Below are 21,830 nucleotides of genomic sequence, written 5' to 3' on the forward strand. Positions count from 1 at the left end.
CATTGTTATGAATGTACCCTTTAGCTATGCATCACCGACGCTGAGCGTTGAGGCGTTAAAGCATTCTATTGCCTATAAACTGATGTTTATCATCGGTAAAGATCCGGCCATCGCCAACAAGCATGAATGGCTTAACGCCACGCTGTTTGCCGTTCGCGATCGCATGGTGGAGCGCTGGCTGCGCTCCAACCGCGCGCAGCTCTCCCAGGAAGTGCGCCAGGTGTACTATCTGTCGATGGAGTTTCTGATCGGCCGCACCCTCTCGAATGCGCTGCTGTCGCTGGGCATTTATGACGATGTGAGCAGCGCGCTGGCGGAGATGGGGCTCGATCTCGAAGAGCTGATCGATGAAGAGAATGACCCCGGGCTTGGCAACGGCGGTCTGGGCCGCCTGGCGGCTTGCTTCCTTGACTCCCTGGCGGCGCTGGGTCTGCCGGGACGCGGTTACGGCATCCGCTACGACTACGGGATGTTTAAACAGAATATTGTCGATGGCCGACAAAAAGAGTCTCCTGACTACTGGCTGGAGTACGGTAACCCGTGGGAGTTTGAGCGCCACAACACCCGCTATAAAGTGCGCTTCGGCGGCCGCATTCAGCAGGAAGGAAAGAAAACCCGCTGGATTGAGACGGAGGAGATCATTGCGGAAGCCTACGACCAGATCATCCCCGGCTTTGACACCGACGCCACCAACACACTGCGTCTGTGGAGCGCGCAGGCCAGTAGCGAAATTAACCTCGGTAAATTCAACCAGGGCGACTACTTCGCCGCGGTAGAGGATAAAAACCACTCCGAAAACGTCTCCCGCGTGCTCTATCCGGACGACTCGACCTACTCCGGCCGCGAGCTGCGCCTGCGCCAGGAGTATTTCCTCGTGTCGGCCACGGTGCAGGATATCCTGAGTCGCCATTACATGTTGCATAAGACCTATGACAACCTGGCGGACAAGATTGCCATTCACCTGAATGACACCCACCCGGTGCTGTCGATACCGGAGCTGATGCGTCTGCTTATTGACGAACATAAGTTCAGCTGGGACGAGGCGTTCGAGGTGACCTGCCAGGTCTTCTCCTATACCAACCACACCCTGATGAGCGAAGCGCTCGAGACCTGGCCGGTGGATATGCTGGGTAAAATTCTGCCGCGCCATCTGCAGATTATCTTCGAGATTAACGACTATTTCCTCAAGACCTTGCAGGAGCAGTATCCGAACGATACCGACCTCCTCAGCCGCACCTCGATTATCGACGAGTCTAACGGCCGCCGTGTGCGGATGGCCTGGCTGGCGGTAGTGGTCAGCCACAAGGTCAACGGGGTGTCCGAGCTGCATTCCCGACTGATGGTGGAGTCACTGTTTGCCGAATTCGCCAAAATCTTCCCAATGCGCTTTATCAACGTGACCAACGGTGTGACGCCGCGCCGCTGGCTGGCGCTGGCCAACCCGCCGCTGTCGAAAGTGCTGGATGAGCATATCGGCCGCACCTGGCGGACCGATCTGAGTCAGCTTGATGAGCTGAAACAGCATATCGACTACCCGATGGTCAATCAGGCGGTCCGTCAGGCCAAGTTTGAGAACAAACAGCGGCTGGCCAGCTATATTGCTCAACAGCTCAATGTGGTGGTCAATCCGAATGCGCTGTTTGATGTGCAGATCAAACGTATCCATGAATACAAACGCCAGCTAATGAATGTGCTGCACGTCATCACCCGCTATAACCGGATCAAGGCCGATCCGCAGGCCGAGTGGGTGCCGCGGGTGAATATTTTCGCCGGTAAGGCGGCCTCGGCCTACTACATGGCCAAGCACATTATTCACCTGATCAACGATGTGGCGGCGGTGATTAATAACGATCCGCAGATTGGCGACAAGCTGAAGGTCGTCTTTATCCCCAACTACAGCGTTAGTCTGGCGCAGCTGATCATTCCGGCGGCAGACCTGTCGGAACAGATCTCCCTCGCAGGCACTGAAGCTTCCGGTACCAGTAATATGAAGTTTGCCCTTAACGGCGCGCTGACTATCGGCACCCTTGATGGGGCAAACGTGGAGATGCAGGAGCACGTGGGCGAAGAGAATATCTTTATCTTCGGTAACACCGCGGAAGAGGTGGAGGAGCTACGTCGCAGCGGCTATAAACCACGCGAATATTACGAGCAGGATGAAGAGCTCCACCAGGCGCTGACGCAGATCGGTACCGGCGTCTTCAGCCCGGCAGAACCGGGGCGCTACCGCGACCTGCTGGATTCGCTGATTAACTTTGGCGACCACTACCAGGTGCTGGCGGACTATCGCAGCTATGTGGACTGCCAGGATCGCGTCGACGAGCTGTATCAAAACCCGGAAGAGTGGGCCTATAAGGCGATGTTGAATATTGCCAACATGGGCTACTTCTCTTCTGACCGGACGATCCAGGAGTACGCGAAATATATCTGGCATATCGACCCGGTAAGGCTGTAAGCCAGTCAATGCAACACAACGGGGCCATTTGGCCCCGTTGTGTTGTGTGGCGAACGTTTTATTCGGAAAAGTGCCGGGGAGGATTCAGGCTATTGCGGGAATATACTATTGACGTGAATTCGCCAGCAGTACGATAAATGCTCAATAAGTTTACGTTCATAGCCTATGTGGGATGTAGAAACGACGGATACGTTTGATACCTGGTTCGAATTACAAAGTAGAGCTTTAAAAGAGGATATGTTGGCCACGATGCTCATCCTGTCTGAGTTTGCTCCGCAGCTTGGGCGCCCGTAAGTTGATACGGTGAAAGATTCAACGTTTCAGAATATGAAAGAACTGCGGGTTCAGCATCATGGGCTCCCCATCCGCGCCTTTTTTGCTTTTGATCCTCTGCGGAAAGCTATCGTTTTATGTGCGGGCGATAAGGATGGCATGAATGAGAAACGTTTTTACAAAGAGATGATTACTCTGGCTGACAGAGAATTCAGCCAACACCTGACTAAGGAGCGATAATGGCCACGCTAAAAGAACTCATGGCGAAACAGAGTCCTGATAGCCAGCAGCGTATTGCAGCGAAAGCGGCAGAGATACGCCAGTCTGTCGCTTTAAACTTGCTTCGAGAAGAGTTGCAAATGTCGCAAACAGAGATGGCTGCGGCTATGGGGGTAAAGCAGCCAACGATCGCTAAAATGGAACAGGCAGATAATGACCCTCGGCTTTCGACCCTAAAACGCTACATTGCGGCATTGGGGGGAGAACTCAGTATAAATGTCACATTGCCAACTGGAAAAAAAGTCTCGTTTAATTTGTGAACAGGTATCCGGGCCAAGCGCAAGCCATAGCCCGGGTATTTCTCTCCTGGCGCCGCGCGATGTCAGGACGCTAACGACAGTTCAGACTTTCCCGCATGCTGCGCCAGCCATTCGCTGATGCGCGCCTGCTGCTCGGCAGTCAGCCACATGCCCTGTTTGGTTCGACGCCAGATGGCGTCATCCAGGCTGCGCACCCACTCGTGCTCCACCAGATATTTCAGCTCGGCTTCATAAAACTCGTGACCGAAATCTTCCCCCAGATCGCTCAGGGCGCTGGCTTCCTTCAGGATCCACTCGCTGTTGCTCCCGTAGGTGCGGGCATAATGGCGGGCCAGTGATTCACTGATGAACGGGAAGCAACGGCGCAGTTTTGCCGCGTAGTCGTCGCGGTCGCCGCCGATATCGCCGCCGGGGAGCACCGCGGTTTTGGTCCATGCCGGGCCGATCCCTTTGTAGTAGGGGGTCAGTTTTTCCAGTGCATGCTCGGCCAGTTTGCGATAGGTGGTCAGCTTGCCGCCGAAGACGGACAGCAGCGGCGCCTGACCGTTCTCATCGTGAATATCCAGGGTATAGTCGCGGGTAATGGCCTGCGGCGAATCCGACTCGTCGTCGCACAGCGGACGGACGCCGGAGTAGGTCCAGACGATATCGTCCCGGCTGAGGGTCTTTTTAAAGTGCGCGTTATAGACGTTCAGCAGATAGTTGATCTCTTTATCATCAATGGCCACCGCTTTCGGATCGCCCTTATACTCGACGTCCGTCGTGCCGATGATAGAGAACTCATCCATCCACGGAATAACAAACACTATGCGTTTATCTTCGTTCTGCAGAATATAAGCCTGTTTCTGGGTATGCACCCGCGGCACCACGATGTGGCTGCCCTTGATCAGACGGATGCCGTAAGGCGAGCGCAGATGCATCCCTTCGTCGAAGAACTGTTTGACCCATGGGCCGGTGGCATTGACCAGGCCGCGCGCCTTCCAGGTAAACTTCTCACCGCTATCAATATCTTCCGCTTCCACCACCCACAAGCCATTCTCACGTTTCGCCGAGATAGCGCGGGTGCGGGTACGCACTTCGCCGCCTTTGCGGACGACCATCTGCGCGTTGGCCAGCACCAGGCGGGCATCGTCGACCCAGCAGTCGGAATATTCGAAACCGCGCACAATTTCCGGTTTAAGTACCGATTCTGCGCCAAAACGCAACCCGGTGGATCCCGGGAGGCTGGTGCGTTTGCCCAGATGATCGTACATAAACAAGCCGATACGGATCATCCATGCCGGGCGCAGATGCGGGCGATGCGGTAGGCGAAAGCGCATCGGGAAGGCGATATGCGGGGCCATTTTTAACAGCACTTCACGCTCGGCCAGCGCTTCGCTGACCAGACGGAACTCATAGTGTTCGAGGTAGCGTAGCCCGCCGTGGATCAGTTTGGAACTGGCGCTGGAGGTGGCGCAGGCGAGATCGCGCGCTTCCAGCATCAGTACGGATAAACCACGCCCGGCGGCATCTGCCGCGATACCGGCACCGTTGATGCCTCCGCCTATCACAATCAGATCTTTGGTTTCCACGTTCTTACCCTCTCACACTTTCGTTTAAGCTCATAAATGCTCGATATCGCTCACTATAGCAAACAAACGCGCTTTTGGTAACATCAAAAAAACATTTTGAAGTGATGGGTGTAACATATTGGCGTTTCTTTACCGCCTGACGGTACACTACAGGGTAAAATTGGGCCGGCCATCGCCCGTCATGACGAGAAAGAGAAGAGAATCATGGAACAGTTTGAATGCATCAATGTTGAAGAAGCGCACCAGAAACTGCATCAGCAGACGGCGGTACTGGTCGATATCCGCGATCCGCAAAGCTATGCGATGGGTCATACGCCGGGCGCGTTTCATCTGACCAACGATACGCTGGGCGCGTTTATGCGTGACAACGACTTTGACACGGCGGTGATGGTGATGTGCTATCACGGCAACAGCAGCAAGGGCGCCGCGCAGTATCTGCTGCAGCAGGGGTTTGATAAGGTCTATAGCGTTGATGGCGGGTTCGACGCCTGGCATCGCCATTTCCCGGCGGAAGTGGCGCGCGGGACGTTTTAACGACTGGCAGGTATACTATCCCCCTTTGTGTGGAATAAGCGATTCGCTGCATGTTAATGATTACCTCTTTTGCCAACCCGCGGGTGGCCCAGGCGTTTGTCGATTATATGGCGACGCAGGGGATTATCCTGACCATCCAGCAGCATACCCAGAGCGACGTCTGGCTGGCTGATGAGAGTCAGGCCGGGCGCGTCAGGGCTGAGCTGGCGCGTTTTCTCGAAAACCCGGCGGACCCGCGCTATCTGGCGGCGAGCTGGCAGTCCGGACAGACCAATAGCGGGTTGCGCTATCAGCGCTTTCCTTTCTTTGCCACGCTGCGGCATAACGCCGGCCCGTTCACCTGGGCGATTCTGCTGATCTGCATCGCGGTGTTCATCCTGCAAAATCTGCTGGGCGATCAGCCGGTGATGATTTGGCTGGCCTGGCCCTACGATCCTTCGCTGCAGTTCGAAGCCTGGCGCTATTTCAGCCATGCTTTCATGCATTTCTCGCTGATGCATATTCTCTTCAACCTGCTATGGTGGTGGTATCTTGGCGGCGCGGTGGAAAAGCGCATCGGCAGCGGCAAGCTGGTGGTGATCACCGTCATCAGCGCTCTGCTAAGCGGCTTCGTGCAGCACCAGTTTAGCGGCCCGTGGTTTGGTGGCTTGTCGGGCGTGGTCTACGCGCTGATGGGCTACGTCTGGCTGCGGGGCGAGCGCGATCCGCAGAGCGGTATTTATCTGCAGCGCGGGTTGATACTCTTCTCTTTAGTGTGGTTAATTGCTGGCTGGTTTGACGTTTTCGGCATGGCGATCGCCAACGGCGCGCACGTGGCTGGTCTGGCGACCGGCCTGGCGATGGCGTTTGTTGATACCTTACATGGGCGAAAACGCGCATAAAGACTTACCGACAGGGGTCGGGTAGGCGACATTTTTCCAGGGATATTTCATGAAACAAACACAACGTCATGACGCCATTATCGAGCTGGTAAAAAAACAGGGTTACGTCAGCACGGAAGAGCTGGTTGAGCAGTTCGCGGTAAGCCCGCAGACCATCCGCCGCGACCTGAACGATTTAGCCGAACAGAAAATGATCCTCCGCCATCACGGCGGCGCGGCGCTGCCCTCCAGCTCGGTGAACACCTCCTGGCACGATCGCAAAGCGACCCAGACGGCGGAGAAAGAGCGTATCGCCCGGCGGGTGGCCAGCGAGATCCCGGACGGAGCGACGCTGTTTATTGATATCGGCACCACGCCGGAAGCGGTGGCGCACGCTCTGCTCGATCACAACGATCTGCGAATTGTGACCAATAACCTTAACGTCGCCAACACGCTGATGGTGAAAGAGGACTTCCGCATTATTCTCGCCGGCGGCGAACTGCGTAGCCGGGACGGCGGGATTATTGGGGAAGCGACGCTGGACTTTATCTCTCAGTTCCGCCTCGACTTCGGCATTCTCGGCATCAGCGGTGTAGACAGCGATGGCTCGCTGCTGGAGTTTGATTATCATGAAGTGCGCACCAAGCGGGCGATCATTGAGAATTCACGCCACGTGATGCTGGTAGTGGACCATACCAAGTTTGGCCGCAATGCGATGGTCAACATGGGCAGCATCAGTATGGTCGATGCGGTCTATACCGACGTGCTGCCGCCGGCCGGCGTGCTGAAGGTGATCACTGATAACAACCTTCAGCTGGAGCTGTGCTAAACGGCAACGGCGTCGTCAAACGCCGTATCCCATCATCTTAAGTAACTGCTGGGCATGCTGTACCGCGTCCTGCCGGTGGGCGACGCCCAGTTTCTGATACAGGTTGCGAATGTGGGTCTTGATGGTGGTGGCCGCCACGTCAAGCTCGCCGGCAATCTGCTCGTTGCTGTAACCGGAATAGATTAAGCCAAGCACCTGCCACTCGCGCTGGGTCAGCGGGCTGGTGCGGATAAGTTCCGGCACCTCCGGATGATTCAGCAGTCGCTCGACGAACCCTTCGTCAAAGTGGGCGAATTTGTGGCGATGATGCTGGTTGATGTCGCGCAGAATACGCTGGGCGCGATGCTGCTCCAGCTCCGGCAACGTGTTCAACTGGATCAGCTGGCGCAGCTGCTGGGCCATCGCCTCGCCTTCAATCACAAAGTGGTTGATAAAACCGGTGCGGTTGGCGAGCGTCAGGGCTTCCAGCAGGGCTTTCTGCGCTTCGCTCTTGCGTCCCGACTGCCAGTACAGCTGATTGAGCAGCAGCAGGTTGCGGTTGAGATCGCTCATCAAACGCAGCGAACGCGCATTTTCGTTCAGCTCTTCCAGCACCATTTCCGCCGGTTCGAAGTCGCCCAGCAGGATCTGCGCCCGGGCGATGTTGCGCCACTGGCTCTGCAGGAAGTGGTTGTTGGCGAACTCCGGCTTTGGCGTCTGGCGCAGCCAGTTGGCCGCCGCGGTTTTATCACCGGTCATCTGCCAGTAGATCACTCGCACCTTATCGGCGTTGGAGACCCAGTCGCTGTGATAGTGACCGTTACCGAGCAGGTTTTCCAGCCGGTTCAGGTGGCTGCGGGCATTATCCAGATCGCCGCGCGCCAGTGAGCACTGGACCATCAGCGCCAGGCACTGCAGCTGCTGCTGCGGCTGATAGGTGGATAGCACGTCCATCCCCTGGCGGGCGCAAGCTTCAGCCTCGTCGAGGCGCGCCCATGCCCACAGCAGCTGAGAACGGATGCGCAGCAGGAACTCATGCATCGGCAACTGCTCAAGATGCTGTTCGCGTACCAGCTGGAAGGCTTTCTCCTGGCTCTCCCAGGCGGCCTGCAGGAAGCCCTGGGCGAAGAGGATTTCGCTTTGCTGAATGATGCTCCACAGGGCGTAATGCCATACGTCGTGACGGCGGGCCATCTGTTCGGTCTGCTGCATCACGGCGAGGGATTTGGTCAGCTTTCCCTTACAATGGAGAACTTCGCCATGCACCGATGTGGCGACGATGCGGCTGTAATAGTTGGCCAGCGGCAGCTCTTCCAGGGCCACCATTGACAGACGTTCCGCCTCGTCCTGGTCGCCATCGTTAATCGCCACCTGCGCGCGCAGCGCGTTGAAGTCGCCATGCATCGCGGTGTCCATTTCCACACTCATCTCCTGCTCGGCGCGCGCCAGCAGGGTATTGACTTCGCTGTAGCGATGCTGGCTCTGCATCAGCCAGGCCTGGAGCAGGATCAGGCGCGGATTTTCCAGCAGATTGGACCATGGCAGCGCCGCCAGCGACTGCTCCAGTAGCCCCAGCTCGCTATGGTTAAACATGCCCCAGGCATGATTGAGCAAGATATCGCGCAGCATTTTGGCATCGCCGGCCGCCAGCGCATGGTGGATGGCCTCGCTGGGGAAACCTTGCGCCATCCAGCTTTCCGCGGCGGCGCGGTGGATCTCCGGTAGTTCAACCGCCAGCTCCCACTGACAGCGCTGGCGCAGGAAGCTGCCAAACAGCGGGTGATAGCGGAACCATTCGCCGGAATCATCCATCCGCTGCAGGAACAGCCCCTGGCGTTCGATCTCCTCCAGCTGCATCTGGCCATTCTCTTCGCCGGTGACGCGCACGATTAACGCGTCGTTCATTGAGCGCAGCAGAGAACTCTTCAGCAAAAAGTTGCGCGTGCGGGCGTCAACGTTATCCAGCACTTCATCCACCAGATAATCCGACAGATGGCTGGCGTTAATCCCGGCGAGGCGGCGGGCGGAGTGTTGGGCGGAGGAGTTATTCTGGCGGGCGGAGAGGGCGATGAGTTGTAGCGCGGTGGCCCACCCGGCGACATCGTCGCACAGCCGGCTACTGTCGTCGGCTTCGATAGGCGATGTCAGACGACAGTCGAAAAATTGTTTCGCCTCCTGGTGGGTAAAGGCCAGCTGCTGACTGCCAATCTCCAGAAGCTGATCGCGGACGCGCAGATTGGCAATGCCCAGCTGCGGCAGGTTACGCGACAGGACCACCAGGGTCATATTCTCCGGCTGATGGCGCAGGAAAAAGCGCATCGCGTCATGGATCACCGGATTATTGATCAGATGGTAATCATCAATGACGAGATACAGCGGGCGCTGCCAGTCGGCAAGTTCAATAAACAGCTGCGCAAAAAGAGAGGAGAGACTGGCGTACTGGCGTTTTTGCACCATCGCTTCACTGGCCGCGCAGTGGTTGCCGGTAGCCTGCTGAATCGCCGCGATCAGATAGCTGGCAAAACGCTCCTGCTGGTTGTCGCCTTCGTCCAGCGAAAACCACCCAAGATCGTTTTTACCCGCGGCCCACTGAGAAATGAGCGTTGTCTTACCGTACCCGGCAGGACTGGTGATCAGCACGAGACGATAATTGTTCGCGCCGGAAAGTTTCGCCAGTAAGCGCTCACGAACCACAGTGTGTTCAAGGCGGACCGGACGACTTAATTTGGACGGAATCAACATAGTTCTACATTTCGCTGTGCAAGAGAGAGGTTGCGATTTTTTTTGCGCTTCGTAATTAATATCTAATAAGGTCGGTGATTATGAAATTTATTGCAAGTTATGTCCGAAGTTTATGCTCTTGAATTTGCTCTATGTCACAAATTTTGACATTGGCTGAGAATGGGAAAAAATCGCAGGCAGGACTGGTCGGCCGCGGTTTTCAGGCGGTAGCTGGCGGAGTGTGGGTGGATTTATTTTACGCTAAGAGTAGTTGTTTGTTTTTATTAAATTATTGTCAGCGATTTCTTAGAAGTAATCTTTTTTGCGGGTCAATGCGATGAAAGGTGCTTATTTCTTCAGGGGCCTCTATTTATTTTGTTAATAACGTGGCGAGGAACTGGAAGATTTTTTACGCGTATTGGCCTGTAACAAATTTTTAGCTACCGGAGGTAACCTCTCGATTGTCATATCGCGGTGATTTTTACAGCATATTTTTGCCTTCTCGCCCACACTATAGTGTTCAGGATCACACTTTTCGCTCATCCCCGCCACTCCTCCCTGTCTAATCCCCGTCAGGATGAGGACGATGAATCGGGAGGTCGGCACACTAGCGCCATCGTTTTAGTAAAGGACCCGGATCTCATTATGTCACAGACTACATTTAACAAAGCTCAGTTTCAGGCTGCACTGACGCGTCAGTGGCAGCATTTTGGTTTACAGTCCGCTTCCGAGATGACACAGCGTCAATGGTGGCGCGCAGTCAGCGGAGCGTTGGCGGAACTCCTGGCGGCGCAGCCGGTAGCGAAACCGGCGCAAGGACAGCGTCACGTTAACTACATCTCAATGGAGTTTCTGATTGGTCGTCTGACCGGCAACAACCTGCTCAACCTGGGCTGGTACGAGGGCGTCAGCGACGCGCTGAAAGGCTACGATGTCAACCTCACCGATCTGCTGGAAGAAGAGACTGACCCGGCGCTGGGTAACGGTGGCCTGGGACGTCTGGCAGCCTGCTTCCTCGACTCCATGGCGACGGTGGGGCAGTCGGCGACCGGTTACGGTCTCAACTACCAGTATGGCCTGTTCCGCCAGTCATTTGACGATGGCCAGCAGATGGAAGCCCCTGACGACTGGGGGCGCAGCAGCTACCCGTGGTTCCGTCATAACGAAGCGCTGGATGTCCAGGTAGGTATCGGCGGGAAAGTCAGCAAAAACGGCGAATGGCAGCCGGCGTTCGTCATTACCGGCGAAGCCTGGGACCTGCCGGTGCTTGGCTATCGCAACAACGTCGCCCAGCCGCTGCGTCTGTGGCAGGCCAAACACGCTCATCCGTTCAACCTGACCAAATTCAACGATGGCGATTTCCTGCGCGCCGAGCAGCAGGGCATCGACGCGGAAAAACTGACCAAGGTGCTGTACCCGAACGACAACCATCAGGCCGGTAAAAAACTGCGCCTGATGCAGCAGTACTTCCAGTGCGCCTGCTCAGTGGCCGATATCCTGCGCCGTCATCATCTGGCAGGCCGCAAGCTGGCCGAACTGGCGGATTACGAAGTGATCCAGCTGAACGATACGCACCCGACCATCGCCATCCCGGAGCTGCTGCGCGTGCTGATCGACGAGCACCAGCTGAGCTGGGACGACGCCTGGGCGATCACCAGCAAAACCTTTGCTTACACCAACCACACCCTGATGCCGGAAGCGTTGGAATGCTGGGATGAGAAGTTAGTAAAAGCGCTGCTGCCGCGCCATATGCAGATCATTAAAGAGATCAACGACCGCTTTAAACAGCTGGTGGACAAAACCTGGCCGGGCGATAAGCAGGTCTGGGCGAAGCTGGCGGTGGTGCATGACAAACAGGTTCGGATGGCCAACATGTGCGTGGTGGGCGGCTTTGCTGTCAACGGCGTGGCGGCGCTGCACTCGGATCTGGTGGTAAAAGATCTGTTCCCGGAATATAACCAGCTGTGGCCGAACAAATTCCATAACGTGACCAACGGCATCACGCCGCGCCGCTGGATCAAGCAGTGCAACCCGGCGCTGGCCTCGCTGCTGGATGAGACGCTGAAAAAAGAGTGGGCCAATGACCTCGACCAGCTGATCAACCTGGAAAAATATGCTGACGATGCGGCGTTCCGTCAGACTTATCGCGATATCAAGCAGGCCAACAAAGTTCATCTGGCTGAGTTTGTGAAGCAGCGTACCGGGATTGAGATCAACCCGCAGGCGATCTTCGATATCCAGATCAAACGTCTGCACGAGTATAAGCGTCAGCACCTTAACCTGCTGCATATCCTTGCGCTGTACAAAGAGATCCGCGAAAACCCGCAGTCCGACCGCGTACCGCGCGTCTTCCTGTTCGGCGCGAAAGCGGCGCCGGGCTACTATCTGGCGAAAAACATTATTTTTGCCATCAATAAGGTAGCGGAAGCGATCAACAACGACCCGAAAGTCGGCGATAAGCTGAAGGTGGTCTTCCTGCCGGACTATTGTGTATCGGCAGCAGAAAAACTGATCCCGGCGGCGGATATCTCCGAGCAGATCTCCACCGCGGGTAAAGAAGCCTCTGGCACCGGCAACATGAAGCTGGCGCTGAACGGCGCGCTGACCGTCGGGACGCTGGATGGCGCTAACGTGGAAATCGCTGAGCAGGTGGGCGAGGAGAACATCTTTATCTTCGGCCACACGGTTGAAGAGGTGAAAGCCCTGAAAGCGAAAGGCTACGATCCGCTGAAATGGCGTAAAAAAGACAAGCTGCTCGATGCGGTGCTTAAGGAGCTGGAGAACGGCACCTACAGCAACGGCGACAAGCATGCCTTCGATCAGATGCTGCACAGCCTGCTGCAGGGCGGCGATCCGTACCTGGTGCTGGCCGATTTCGAAGCCTACGTAGCGGCGCAAAAACGGGTAGATGAGCTGTATCGCGACGAGGAGGCCTGGACCCGCGCGGCTATCCTCAACACCGCGCGCTGCGGCATGTTCAGCTCCGACCGCTCGATCCGCGATTATCAGCAACGTATCTGGCAGGCGAAACGCTAAAGGAAGGCCTATGGAGAGTAAACTCCTCGATAATGCCGCGCTGGCGGCGGGCATCAGCCCCAGCTATATCAACGCGCACGGCAAGCCGCAGTCTATCGCGGCTGTCACCAAACAGCGCCTGCTGGATGCGATGCATCGCTCTACCGCCGCCACGAAAGTGGCGGTTAACCCGCTGCCGAACGTGAAAATTTTCACTCACGGCAAAAAAATGTCGCTGCCGGTGGCAGGACGCGGTGAGTATCAGTGGATCCTGACTACTGAGGACGGTAAGCAGTATCAAGGGAAAACCCGCGGCGGCGAGACGCTGCCGCTGCCGGCCAAACTGCCGGAGGGGTACCACTCCCTGACCCTCACCCAGGAGGGGGAGCGCTGGCACTGCCGGACTATCGTCGCGCCAGCCCGCTGCTATGAGCCGCAGCCGCTGAAAGAGGGGAAAAAGCTGTGGGGCACCTGCGTGCAGCTGTATACCCTGCGCTCAGAGAAAAACTGGGGGATCGGCGATTTTGGCGATCTGCGGGCCATGCTGCCGGAAATCGCCCGCCGCGGCGGGTCGTTTATTGGCCTTAACCCGATTCATGCCCTCTATCCGGCGAACCCGGAGAGCGCCAGCCCCTATAGCCCGTCTTCACGTCGCTGGCTGAACGTTATTTATATCGACGTCAACGCGGTTGAAGATTTCCAGCGTAGCGAAGAGGCGCAGGCGTGGTGGCAGTCTCCGGCAACGCAGCAGGCACTGCAGGCGGCGCGGGAAACGGACGATGTGGATTATACCGCCGTCACTACGCTGAAAATGACCGCGCTGCGTATGGCGTGGAAACAATTCTCTCGTCGTGAAGATGAGCAGATGACAGCGTTCCGCGAGTTTGTTCTGCGCGAAGGGGAAAGCCTCTACTGGCAGGCGGCTTTCGATGCGCTGCACGCCTGGCAGGTACAACAGGACCCGCTGCGCTGGGGCTGGCCCGTCTGGCCGAAGGCCTTTCAGGATATCGACAGCCCGGAGGTGAGAGCCTTCTGCGTTGAGCATGAGGATGACGTCAGTTTCTATCTCTGGCTGCAGTGGCTGGCCTGGAGTCAGTTTGCCGCCTGCTGGGAAACCAGCCAGCGTGACGGCATGCCGATCGGCCTCTACCGCGACCTGGCGGTGGGCGTCGCCGAGGGCGGGTCGGAAACCTGGTGCGATCGTGAACTGTACTGCCTGAAAGCATCCGTAGGCGCGCCGCCGGATATTCTGGGCCCGCTGGGCCAGAACTGGGGCCTGCCGCCGATGGATCCGCATATCATTGCCGCCCGCGCCTATGAGCCGTTTATCGACCTGCTGCGCGCTAATATGCAGAACTGCGGCGCGCTGCGCATCGATCACGTGATGTCTGTGCTGCGTCTGTGGTGGATCCCATATGGTGAAACCGCCGACCATGGCGCTTACGTTCAGTATCCGGTCGACGATCTGCTGTCGCTTCTGGCGCTGGAAAGCCAGCGTCATCGCTGCATGGTGATCGGTGAAGATCTGGGCACGGTACCGGTGGAGATCGTCAGCAAGTTACGCAACAGCGGCGTCTATTCTTATAAGGTGCTCTATTTTGAGAGTGATGCAGAGAAAACGTTCCGCGCGCCGGCGCTGTACCCGGAGCAATCAATGGCTGTGGCGACGACGCACGACCTGCCCACTCTCCGCGGCTACTGGGAAAGCGGCGATCTGACGTTAGGTAAAGCGCTGGGCCTCTATCCTGATGAGGTGGTGCTGCGCGGACTGTACCAGGACCGCGAGCTGGCGAAACAAGGGCTGCTGGACGCACTGCATAAGTACGGCTGTCTGCCCAAGCGCGCCGGCCATAAGGCCTCGCTGATGAGCATGACGGGGATCCTCAACCGGGGGATGCAGCGTTATATTGCCGACAGCAACAGCGCCCTGCTGGGCCTGCAGCCGGAAGACTGGCTGGAGATAGCGACGCCGGTTAACATTCCGGGCACCAGCACCGAGTACCCGAACTGGCGCCGGAAGCTGTCCGTCACCCTGGAGCAGATGTTTGCCGATGAACGGGTCAATAAGCTGATTAAGGATCTGGATAAACGGCGCAAGGCGGCGAGCAAGAAAGCCGCCTCCTGATAACTTCCTGCCGCGCGCTCCTCTGCGCGGCGAAGAGCATGTCCGATAAAAAAGGCCGGCCCGCTTCACGCGGACCGGCCTTTTTCTGTGGCGGGAGTGACCTTACACCACCATCCCCAGCAGCAGACAGCCCACCAGGCCGCAGACTGAGATAATGGTTTCCAGCACCGACCAGGACTTGATGGTCTCGCCGATGGTCAGGTTAAAGTACTCTTTGAACAGCCAGAAGCCCGGATCGTTGACGTGGGAGAAGATAACGCTGCCGGAGCCAACGGCGATAACCATCAGCTCCGGGCTGACGCCGGTGGTGGCGATCAGCGGCGCGGCAATCCCGCCCGCGGTGATGGCGGCTACGGTCGCCGAACCCAGCGCGATACGCAGCACCGCGGCGATAGACCACGCCATAAACAGCGGAGACATGTTCGATTCGTGCATGATAGAGGCGATGTATTTATCCATGCCGCTATCCACCAGCACCTGCTTGAAGGCGCCGCCGCCGCCGATGATCAACAGCATCATGGCGATGATTTTGATCGAAGAGGTCAGGGTATCGTTGATCTGCTCCATGGAGCGGCCGCGGTTCAAACCGAAGGTGAACAGGGCAATCAGTACCGCAATCAGGGTGGCCATCACCGGGTCGCCGAAGAACTCGGCAATTGGCAGGAAGGCGTGGCCTTTCGGCAGGATCATCTCAGCCACGGCGCGCATCGCCATCAGGATCACCGGAACCAGCGAGGTCCAGACGCTGACGCCAAAGCCTGGCATCTCTTCTTCAGTGAACACTTTCGGGTTATGCAGGCCTTCCGGGATCGGCTTATCTATCCCTTTCAGGAAGCGCGCAAACACCGGTCCCGCCAGGATAACCGTCGGGATAGCCAGAATGGTGCCGTAGAGCAGCGTTTTGCCCATATCGGCATGGAAGATGGTGGCGATCGCGGTCGGACCCGGATGCGGCGGCAGGAAGCCGTGGGTGACGGAGAGCGCGGCTGCCATCGGTACGCCGACGTACAGCAACGGAATACGGGCCGAGGCGGCGATGGTGAACACCAGCGGCAGCATCAGCACGAAGCCCACTTCATAGAACAGGGCGAAGCCAACGGTGAAGCCGGTCAGGACCACCGCCCACTGAATATGCTTCTTACCGAACTTATTGATAAGCGTGGTGGCGATACGCTGGGCGCCGCCGCAGTCTGCCAGCAGCTTACCGAGCATAGCGCCGAAGCCCATGATCAGCGCGAGGCTGCCAAGGGTGCCGCCAACGCCGTTTTTGATGGAGACGATCACTTTATCCAGTGGCATACCCTGCATTAATCCGACGGCGAGCGCCACCAGAACCAGCGCAATGAAGCCGTTCATTTTGAAACGGATCATTAACAGCAACAACAGGGCAACCCCGATAGCAACGATGACTAATGGCATGATTTACCTGGCCTTAATTTGTTATGGGTAACGTCAAAGTTCGAACCTGTAGAGCATCCGCTCCGTCAGGGAGCAAAATAGTCTGGCACCGTAAACGCTTGCATTATCCTTACCCAGAGAAAGGATAGCTGGCTATTTTTTTGCCGGTGGCGCCTGAAATGGATGATACGGGTAACATGTGAGGGTTGAGAATCACCTGACGGGGGAAAATGTTAAATATGAGACTTAAGTCATACTCTTTCCCCGGTTTTTGCCGGTCGTTTAGCGAGAGATGTTGCGCGGTAACACAGAATGGATCACGGCGATCCGGCGGCAGGCTGCCGCCGGAGGAAGGGTTTAGTAGTAGGAGTGCTCGCCGCGCTGGTGCTCGGTCAGATCGCGAACCCCTTTCAGCTCCGGAAACTCGTTCAGCAGCTGTTTTTCAATACCTTCTTTCAGGGTCACGTCGACCATCGAGCAGCCGTTGCATCCGCCGCCGAACTGCAGGATAGCCAGACCGTCGTCGGTGATCTCCATCAGCGATACGCGGCCGCCGTGGCCTGCCAGCTGCGGGTTAATCTGCGACTGCAGCAGGTACTCGACGCGCTCCATCAGCGGGGCATCGTCAGAGACTTTGCGCATTTTGGCGTTCGGCGCTTTCAGCGTCAGCTGCGAGCCGAGCTGGTCAGTGACGAAATCAATTTCAGCGTCTTCCAGATAGGGCGCGCTGAGCTCATCGACATAGGCGGTCAGCTGTTCAAATTTCAGCGCCGTGTCGGTGTCTTCCACCGCATCCGGTGGGCAGTAAGATACGCCGCACTCAGCGTTTGGGGTGCCGGGATTAATCACAAATACGCGAATTTGCGTCCCTTCTTCCTGATTTGCCAGCAGTTTGGCAAAGTGCGCTTGTGCAGCATCGGAAATACGGATCATAGCGTTGGCCTAATAGTTGACTATTTTACTGGGTTATAATACGCCCATCAGCGGGGGTCTACAAGGTACGGCACAAACACCATACCTGAACCGTCGCGGCGCCGTTTCGCAAAAGCAGGCGGGATATCTCAGCGACGGTGCTGCCGGTCGTGACGACATCATCCACCAGAGCGATATGGAGTCCCTGCACGGCAAATTCAAGCTGAAAGGCATTTTTCAGGTTCTGCCTGCGCTGGCGGGCATTGAGCGAATGTTGGACGGCGCCGGCTCGCTGGCGAGTCAGGCCTTCGCGATGCCAGACGCATCCTCGCCAGCGGGCTAACGGTCGGCACAGTTCGTCGCACTGATTATAACCCCGGCGCCAGCGACGGCGATGCCATAGCGGCACGCCGACCAGAGCGTCTACTGGCGGCAAATCGTCACGCTGCAGAAGGCGCTGCAGCAGCAGACGCGCGAGGGCGGGGCCCAGCTCCGGGCGATGGTGAAACTTCAGCTGCTGCACCAGACCGCTCAGCGGCGGGCGATAGTCATTGACCGCCACCAGCCGATGCCAGGGAGGCGGCTTTTGCAGGCAGCGGCCGCAGGGGTGACGGGATGCCGCCGCCGGCAGGCCGCACTGCGGGCAGAGCGGGGGACAGGCGAGCAGGGCGCGGCTGCAGCGGGAGCAGATCCCCCAGCGGGCGACTGCCAGCGGCATTTGGCATAGCCAGCATAAGCTGTGTGCTGTTAGCATATTTGGCCTTCTGTCCAGTAAAAAGAGAACGGTAACGGATGAACGACATCTGGTGGCAAACAATCGGCGAAGGAGATTGTCATCTTGTGCTGCTGCACGGCTGGGGGCTGAACGCTCAGGTATGGGATTGCATCACGCCGCAGCTGGCTTCGCATTTTACCCTCCACCTGGTGGATCTGCCGGGCTATGGCCGCAGCGGCGGGTTTGGGGCGATGTCGCTGGAGGCGATGGCGCAGCGGGTGCTGGAGCAGGCCCCTCCACAGGCGGTGTGGCTGGGCTGGAGCCTGGGCGGGCTGGTGGCCAGCCAGGTCGCGATTATGCGTCCGGAACGCGTGCAGGCGCTGGTGACGGTTGCCTCTTCCCCCTGTTTCGCGGCTCGTGACGACTGGCCCGGCATCAAGCCCGAGGTGCTGGCCGGATTTCAGCAGCAGCTGAGCGACGATTTCCAGCGCACCGTCGAGCGATTCCTCGCCCTGCAAACCATGGGCACAGAGAGCGCGCGTCAGGATGCGCGGGCGTTAAAGCAGGCGGTGCTCTCGCTGCCGATGCCTTCCGCCGAGGCGCTGAATGGCGGACTGGAGATCCTCAGAACCGTCGATCTGCGTCAGGCGCTGGTCAGGCTGCCGATGCCGTTTCTGCGGCTGTATGGCCGGCTGGATGGACTGGTGCCGCGCAAGATCGTCCCGTTGCTGGATGACCTGTGGCCGGAAAGCGAGTCAATCCTCTTCGATAAGGCCGCGCATGCGCCGTTTGTTTCCCATCCCGCGGCCTTCTGCGAGCCGCTGCTGGCGCTGAAGACGCGGCTGGGGTAATTTTTTTTGCCGCGCCATGGTAAAAGGGCCATTCCTAGCAATACTTAGGTTGTTACGGTGGTTGATTATTTCAATCCGCCACCGTGACCTACAATAACAACCTTATGGAGAGTAGAGGCTATGAAACTTGTTACAGGAATGGTTGCATCTCTGGTGATAGGCACCCTCTCTTTCGGCGCATTCGCCGCGAAAGAGATCCAAAAAGAAGACGTGGCGAAGATGAATCTGACCAAGGTCGGTAGCATTACGACCTCCAGGACGACGTCGCCGATGGATGCCCGACGCGATCTGTCGAAAAAAGCCGATGAGCTGGGTGGGAAATACTTTGTGGTGATTGCCGGGCAGAAAAACGAAAAAACCGTACACGCGAACGCTGACGTTTATAAATAATCCAGTCATAAGAAAACGGGCCTGCTGGCCCGTTTTTCATAGCTGTCTTACTCGTTTTACCTCGTTGCGCGACCAGGCCTGACTCCTTTCATCGCAGCGCCCACCACTCCTGCCGGCACGCCGCTTTCCCTTCAGGGCAACTTTTACAGCTGCCGGAGAGGCAGCCCTCGCTCGTTTCGCTGATCCGGACCACCTTACCCATGGCTTCCATTCGCTCAAGCATGGCGTCAATCAGCGGCTGAGGTGTCTGCAGGCGAGCACTGAGCTGTTTCGCCTCCATGCGGCCCTGCAGGGCCAGCATATCGCGGACTTCCATTAACGACGCCACAGTCCCTCCTTAGTGGCAATCGCCAGCCGGGCTGGAACAGCAGGAGGCCGGCGTTTTTCGCGTGGCCAGCAGCGAGACGTCCACCCGGCTGCGCGCCCGGCGCAACAGGCCGAAGAGCACCACGTTGAACAACACTACCGCCAGGATACATACCAGACTGTAGCGCGGGTGATCGCTAAAGCTAACGGTCTGGTAATAGAGCGTCGAGAGCGAATAGGCGATATTCAGCCCCCACAGGATGGAGAAGGTCATCCAGCCGCGGCTTGATTCGCGGGCGATGGCGCCCATCACCGAGATGCAGGGAATATAGAGCAGGACGAAGATCAGGTAGCTGTATGCCGCCGCTGCGCTGCCAAATTTACTGCCCATCACCCCCATGGCGCCGGTGGCCATTTCGCCATCGCCTTTGCTGGCTTCGATGGGGTTGGCCAGGACGCTGAGGCTGAAGGTGTCTTTCAGTCCCTGCCATGTCTCATCGACGGCAGCGAGCAGTTCTTCGCCGAGACTGAAGGTCTGCGGATTGAATTCCTCATTCTGGATATCTTCGGCGGTATAGAGGGTGTTCAGCGTACCCACTACCACCTCTTTCGCCATCGCGCCGGTAAACAGGCCGACGGTGGCCTGCCAGTTATCTTCATGCACGCCGATCGGTTTAAACACCGGCGTAATGACCCGGCTCACCGAGGCCAGCGCGGAGTCGTTGATGTTGTCGACGACCTTACCGCTCAGTGAGAAGCTGTTCAGCGCGCTGAGGAAGATGCTGACGATGACGATCACCTTCCCGGCGCGCAGCACAAAGCCTTTCAGGCGCTGCCAGGTCTGGATAATCAGGCTCTTGATATGCGGGACGTGGTACACCGGCAGCTCCATCACGAACGGCGAGGCTTCGCCGCGCATAATGGTGTGCTTCAGCATCAGGCCGGTGAGGATGGCCATCACAATGCCCAGCACATAGAGCGAGAAGACCGCCAGCGCGCCGTTCTGCCCAAAGAAGGCGGCCGCGAAGACGGCGAAGATCGCCAGCCGCGCGCCGCAGGACATAAACGGCGCCATCATAATGGTCATCAGACGCTCGCGCGGCGCGTCAAGGGTGCGGGCGCCCATCACCGACGGCACGTTGCAGCCAAAACCGACAATCAGCGGGACGAAGGATTTCCCTGGCAGGCCGAGGGCTTGCATCAGGCGATCCATCACAAAGGCGGCGCGCGCCATGTAGCCGGAGTCCTCAAGGAAGGAGAGAAACAGATACATCATGCCGATCTGCGGCACCAGCGGCAGCACGGTGTTGATACCGCCGCCGATCCCCTGGGCGAGGAACACGGTCAGCCAGTCCGGGAAGTGCAGGGTGTAACCCAGCCATTGAATGCCATGCACAAAGATCGCGACTGAGCCGGCATCGAAAATCGGCTGCAGCGCGCCGCCGATGTTGATCGCCAGCAGGAACATCAAGTACATGACAAAGAGAAAAATCGGCAACCCGAGGAAGCGGTTGAGGATCACTTTGTCCATCGCGGCGGTGAAGCGGCTTGGTTCGGCGGTCAGGGTATTGCTGACGGCGTCGCAAATGGCGGCGATGGTCTGATAGCGCGCGTCAGCGATGTGCAGCGACGGGTCGTCGATCTCGTCGCTGAGATTCGCCAGGGCGATATCCAGTTTATCGGCGGCGTCGCCGGCATAGGCCCGGCTGTAGATATCGCCCTCCAGCATCTGCAGACCCAGCCAGCGCCGCTGCCGGGTCGGGATCTGCGCTGACATCTGCTGCGCCAGCAGGTCAGCTTCGCGCAGCAGCGGCTGCGGATAGTGGACCAGCTCAAGATCGCTGTTCGCCTGATGACGGTCGAGGGCGATCTTCAGCGCTTCGATCCCCCGTCCGCGAGTCGATACCAGCGGAATCACCGGGCAACCGAGACGGGCGGCGAGGGCGTCGATATCGATCCGCACCTGTTGCTTTTCGGCGATATCCAGCATGTTCAGCGCGACGACGCAGGGGATCCCCAGCTCGAGCAGCTGCAGCGTCAGATAGAGGTTGCGCTCGAGGTTGGAGGCATCGACCACGTTAATCAGCATGTCGGCGTCGCCGCTCAGGATGTAGTGACAGGCAATCTGCTCGTCCAGCGAGGTCTGCGAGGAGATGGTGGTCAGGGAGTAGGTTCCCGGGAGGTCGACCAGCGTGACCTGGTGGTCAGTGGTGGCGAAAATCCCCTCTTTACGCTCAACGGTCACCCCAGCCCAGTTGCCCACGCGCTGGCGAGCGCCGGTCAGCTGATTAAATAAGGTGGTCTTGCCGGAATTAGGATTACCAATTAAACCAACGGTTAATTTTTGCATATTTCAG

At 57.8% G+C, this 21,830-nt stretch carries 16 protein-coding genes and 1 pseudogene; 10 read left to right on the forward strand and 7 right to left on the reverse strand.

Features of this window, described 5'->3' with window-relative positions; genetic code table 11:
- Positions 1-7 precede the first annotated feature (7 nt).
- The 3 genes and pseudogenes from glgP (at position 8) to ACR809_RS01610 (ending at position 3,267) form a co-directional block, all read left to right on the forward strand.
- Positions 8-2,455 carry a glycogen phosphorylase gene (gene glgP / locus ACR809_RS01600; RefSeq protein ID WP_122051042.1) on the forward strand — a complete coding sequence of 816 codons (2,448 nt, stop codon included), beginning with the start codon at positions 8-10 and terminating at the stop codon, positions 2,453-2,455.
- 165 nt (positions 2,456-2,620) lie between these two features.
- Positions 2,621-2,968: pseudogene (locus ACR809_RS01605) on the forward strand (type II toxin-antitoxin system RelE/ParE family toxin).
- Positions 2,968-3,267, forward strand: coding sequence for a helix-turn-helix domain-containing protein (locus tag ACR809_RS01610; RefSeq protein ID WP_002920557.1), 300 nt, complete (start codon positions 2,968-2,970; stop codon positions 3,265-3,267). The pseudogene ACR809_RS01605 and the gene ACR809_RS01610 overlap by 1 nt, the downstream one beginning before the upstream one ends.
- A gap of 62 nt (positions 3,268-3,329) precedes the next feature.
- Here the strand turns inward: ACR809_RS01610 and glpD are convergent, their stop codons facing one another.
- Positions 3,330-4,838 (reverse strand): glycerol-3-phosphate dehydrogenase, encoded by a 1,509-nt coding sequence (glpD, locus tag ACR809_RS01615; protein WP_117037009.1) that lies wholly within the window; start codon positions 4,836-4,838, stop codon positions 3,330-3,332.
- A 204-nt stretch (positions 4,839-5,042) separates the two neighbouring features.
- On the opposite strand from glpD, the gene glpE reads away from it, so the two are divergent.
- The 3 genes from glpE to ACR809_RS01630 are packed head-to-tail and all read left to right on the forward strand — an operon-like array spanning position 5,043 to position 7,061.
- Positions 5,043-5,372 (forward strand): thiosulfate sulfurtransferase GlpE, encoded by a 330-nt coding sequence (glpE, locus tag ACR809_RS01620; RefSeq protein ID WP_002920552.1) that lies wholly within the window; start codon positions 5,043-5,045, stop codon positions 5,370-5,372.
- A gap of 50 nt (positions 5,373-5,422) precedes the next feature.
- On the forward strand, positions 5,423-6,253 hold the full coding sequence (gene glpG / locus ACR809_RS01625) for a rhomboid family intramembrane serine protease GlpG (RefSeq protein WP_004151408.1): 831 nt from the start codon (positions 5,423-5,425) through the stop codon (positions 6,251-6,253).
- A 49-nt stretch (positions 6,254-6,302) separates the two neighbouring features.
- A complete protein-coding gene (locus ACR809_RS01630; protein WP_002920548.1) occupies positions 6,303-7,061 on the forward strand; it encodes a DeoR/GlpR family transcriptional regulator in 759 nt (252 codons plus the stop codon).
- 15 nt (positions 7,062-7,076) lie between these two features.
- Here ACR809_RS01630 and malT read toward each other — a convergent pair whose 3' ends face one another.
- On the reverse strand, positions 7,077-9,782 hold the full coding sequence (malT, locus tag ACR809_RS01635) for an HTH-type transcriptional regulator MalT (RefSeq protein ID WP_002920545.1): 2,706 nt from the start codon (positions 9,780-9,782) through the stop codon (positions 7,077-7,079).
- A 624-nt stretch (positions 9,783-10,406) separates the two neighbouring features.
- Between malT and malP the strand changes: the two genes are divergently transcribed.
- Positions 10,407-12,797 carry a maltodextrin phosphorylase gene (malP, locus tag ACR809_RS01640; RefSeq protein ID WP_004151407.1) on the forward strand — a complete coding sequence of 797 codons (2,391 nt, stop codon included), beginning with the start codon at positions 10,407-10,409 and terminating at the stop codon, positions 12,795-12,797.
- A 10-nt stretch (positions 12,798-12,807) separates the two neighbouring features.
- The gene (gene malQ / locus ACR809_RS01645) at positions 12,808-14,901 is read left to right on the forward strand and encodes a 4-alpha-glucanotransferase (protein ID WP_122051043.1); all 2,094 of its coding nucleotides are present in this window, start codon (positions 12,808-12,810) and stop codon (positions 14,899-14,901) included.
- A gap of 102 nt (positions 14,902-15,003) precedes the next feature.
- On the opposite strand, the gene gntT is transcribed toward malQ, so the two are convergent.
- The 3 genes from gntT to gntX all read right to left on the reverse strand — a co-directional run bounded on the left by gntT (position 15,004) and on the right by gntX (position 17,965).
- Positions 15,004-16,320, reverse strand: coding sequence for a gluconate transporter (gene gntT / locus ACR809_RS01650; RefSeq protein ID WP_002920542.1), 1,317 nt, complete (start codon positions 16,318-16,320; stop codon positions 15,004-15,006).
- A 336-nt stretch (positions 16,321-16,656) separates the two neighbouring features.
- A complete protein-coding gene (gene nfuA / locus ACR809_RS01655; protein WP_002920540.1) occupies positions 16,657-17,232 on the reverse strand; it encodes a Fe-S biogenesis protein NfuA in 576 nt (191 codons plus the stop codon).
- 58 nt (positions 17,233-17,290) lie between these two features.
- Entirely contained in the window at positions 17,291-17,965 is a 675-nt protein-coding gene (gntX, locus tag ACR809_RS01660; protein WP_004185961.1) for a DNA utilization protein GntX, read from the reverse strand.
- A 38-nt stretch (positions 17,966-18,003) separates the two neighbouring features.
- Here gntX and bioH point away from each other — a divergent pair, with 38 nt between their 5' ends.
- Complete coding sequence (bioH, locus tag ACR809_RS01665) at positions 18,004-18,777, forward strand: pimeloyl-ACP methyl ester esterase BioH (RefSeq protein WP_004174021.1); 774 nt, start codon at positions 18,004-18,006, stop codon at positions 18,775-18,777.
- Positions 18,778-18,897: 120 nt separating this feature from the next.
- Positions 18,898-19,167 carry a YdgH/BhsA/McbA-like domain containing protein gene (locus ACR809_RS01670; RefSeq protein WP_002920510.1) on the forward strand — a complete coding sequence of 90 codons (270 nt, stop codon included), beginning with the start codon at positions 18,898-18,900 and terminating at the stop codon, positions 19,165-19,167.
- 88 nt (positions 19,168-19,255) lie between these two features.
- On the opposite strand, the gene feoC is transcribed toward ACR809_RS01670, so the two are convergent.
- Positions 19,256-19,495 carry a [Fe-S]-dependent transcriptional repressor FeoC gene (gene feoC / locus ACR809_RS01675; RefSeq protein ID WP_002920509.1) on the reverse strand — a complete coding sequence of 80 codons (240 nt, stop codon included), beginning with the start codon at positions 19,493-19,495 and terminating at the stop codon, positions 19,256-19,258.
- Positions 19,496-19,504: 9 nt separating this feature from the next.
- Positions 19,505-21,823, reverse strand: a complete 2,319-nt coding sequence (gene feoB / locus ACR809_RS01680) for a Fe(2+) transporter permease subunit FeoB (protein ID WP_122051044.1) — start codon at positions 21,821-21,823, stop codon at positions 19,505-19,507.
- Between the last annotated feature and the right edge of the window lie 7 nt (positions 21,824-21,830).

This window comes from Klebsiella sp. CD33, assembly GCF_051992865.1.
Lineage (GTDB): Bacteria > Pseudomonadota > Gammaproteobacteria > Enterobacterales > Enterobacteriaceae > Klebsiella > Klebsiella pneumoniae.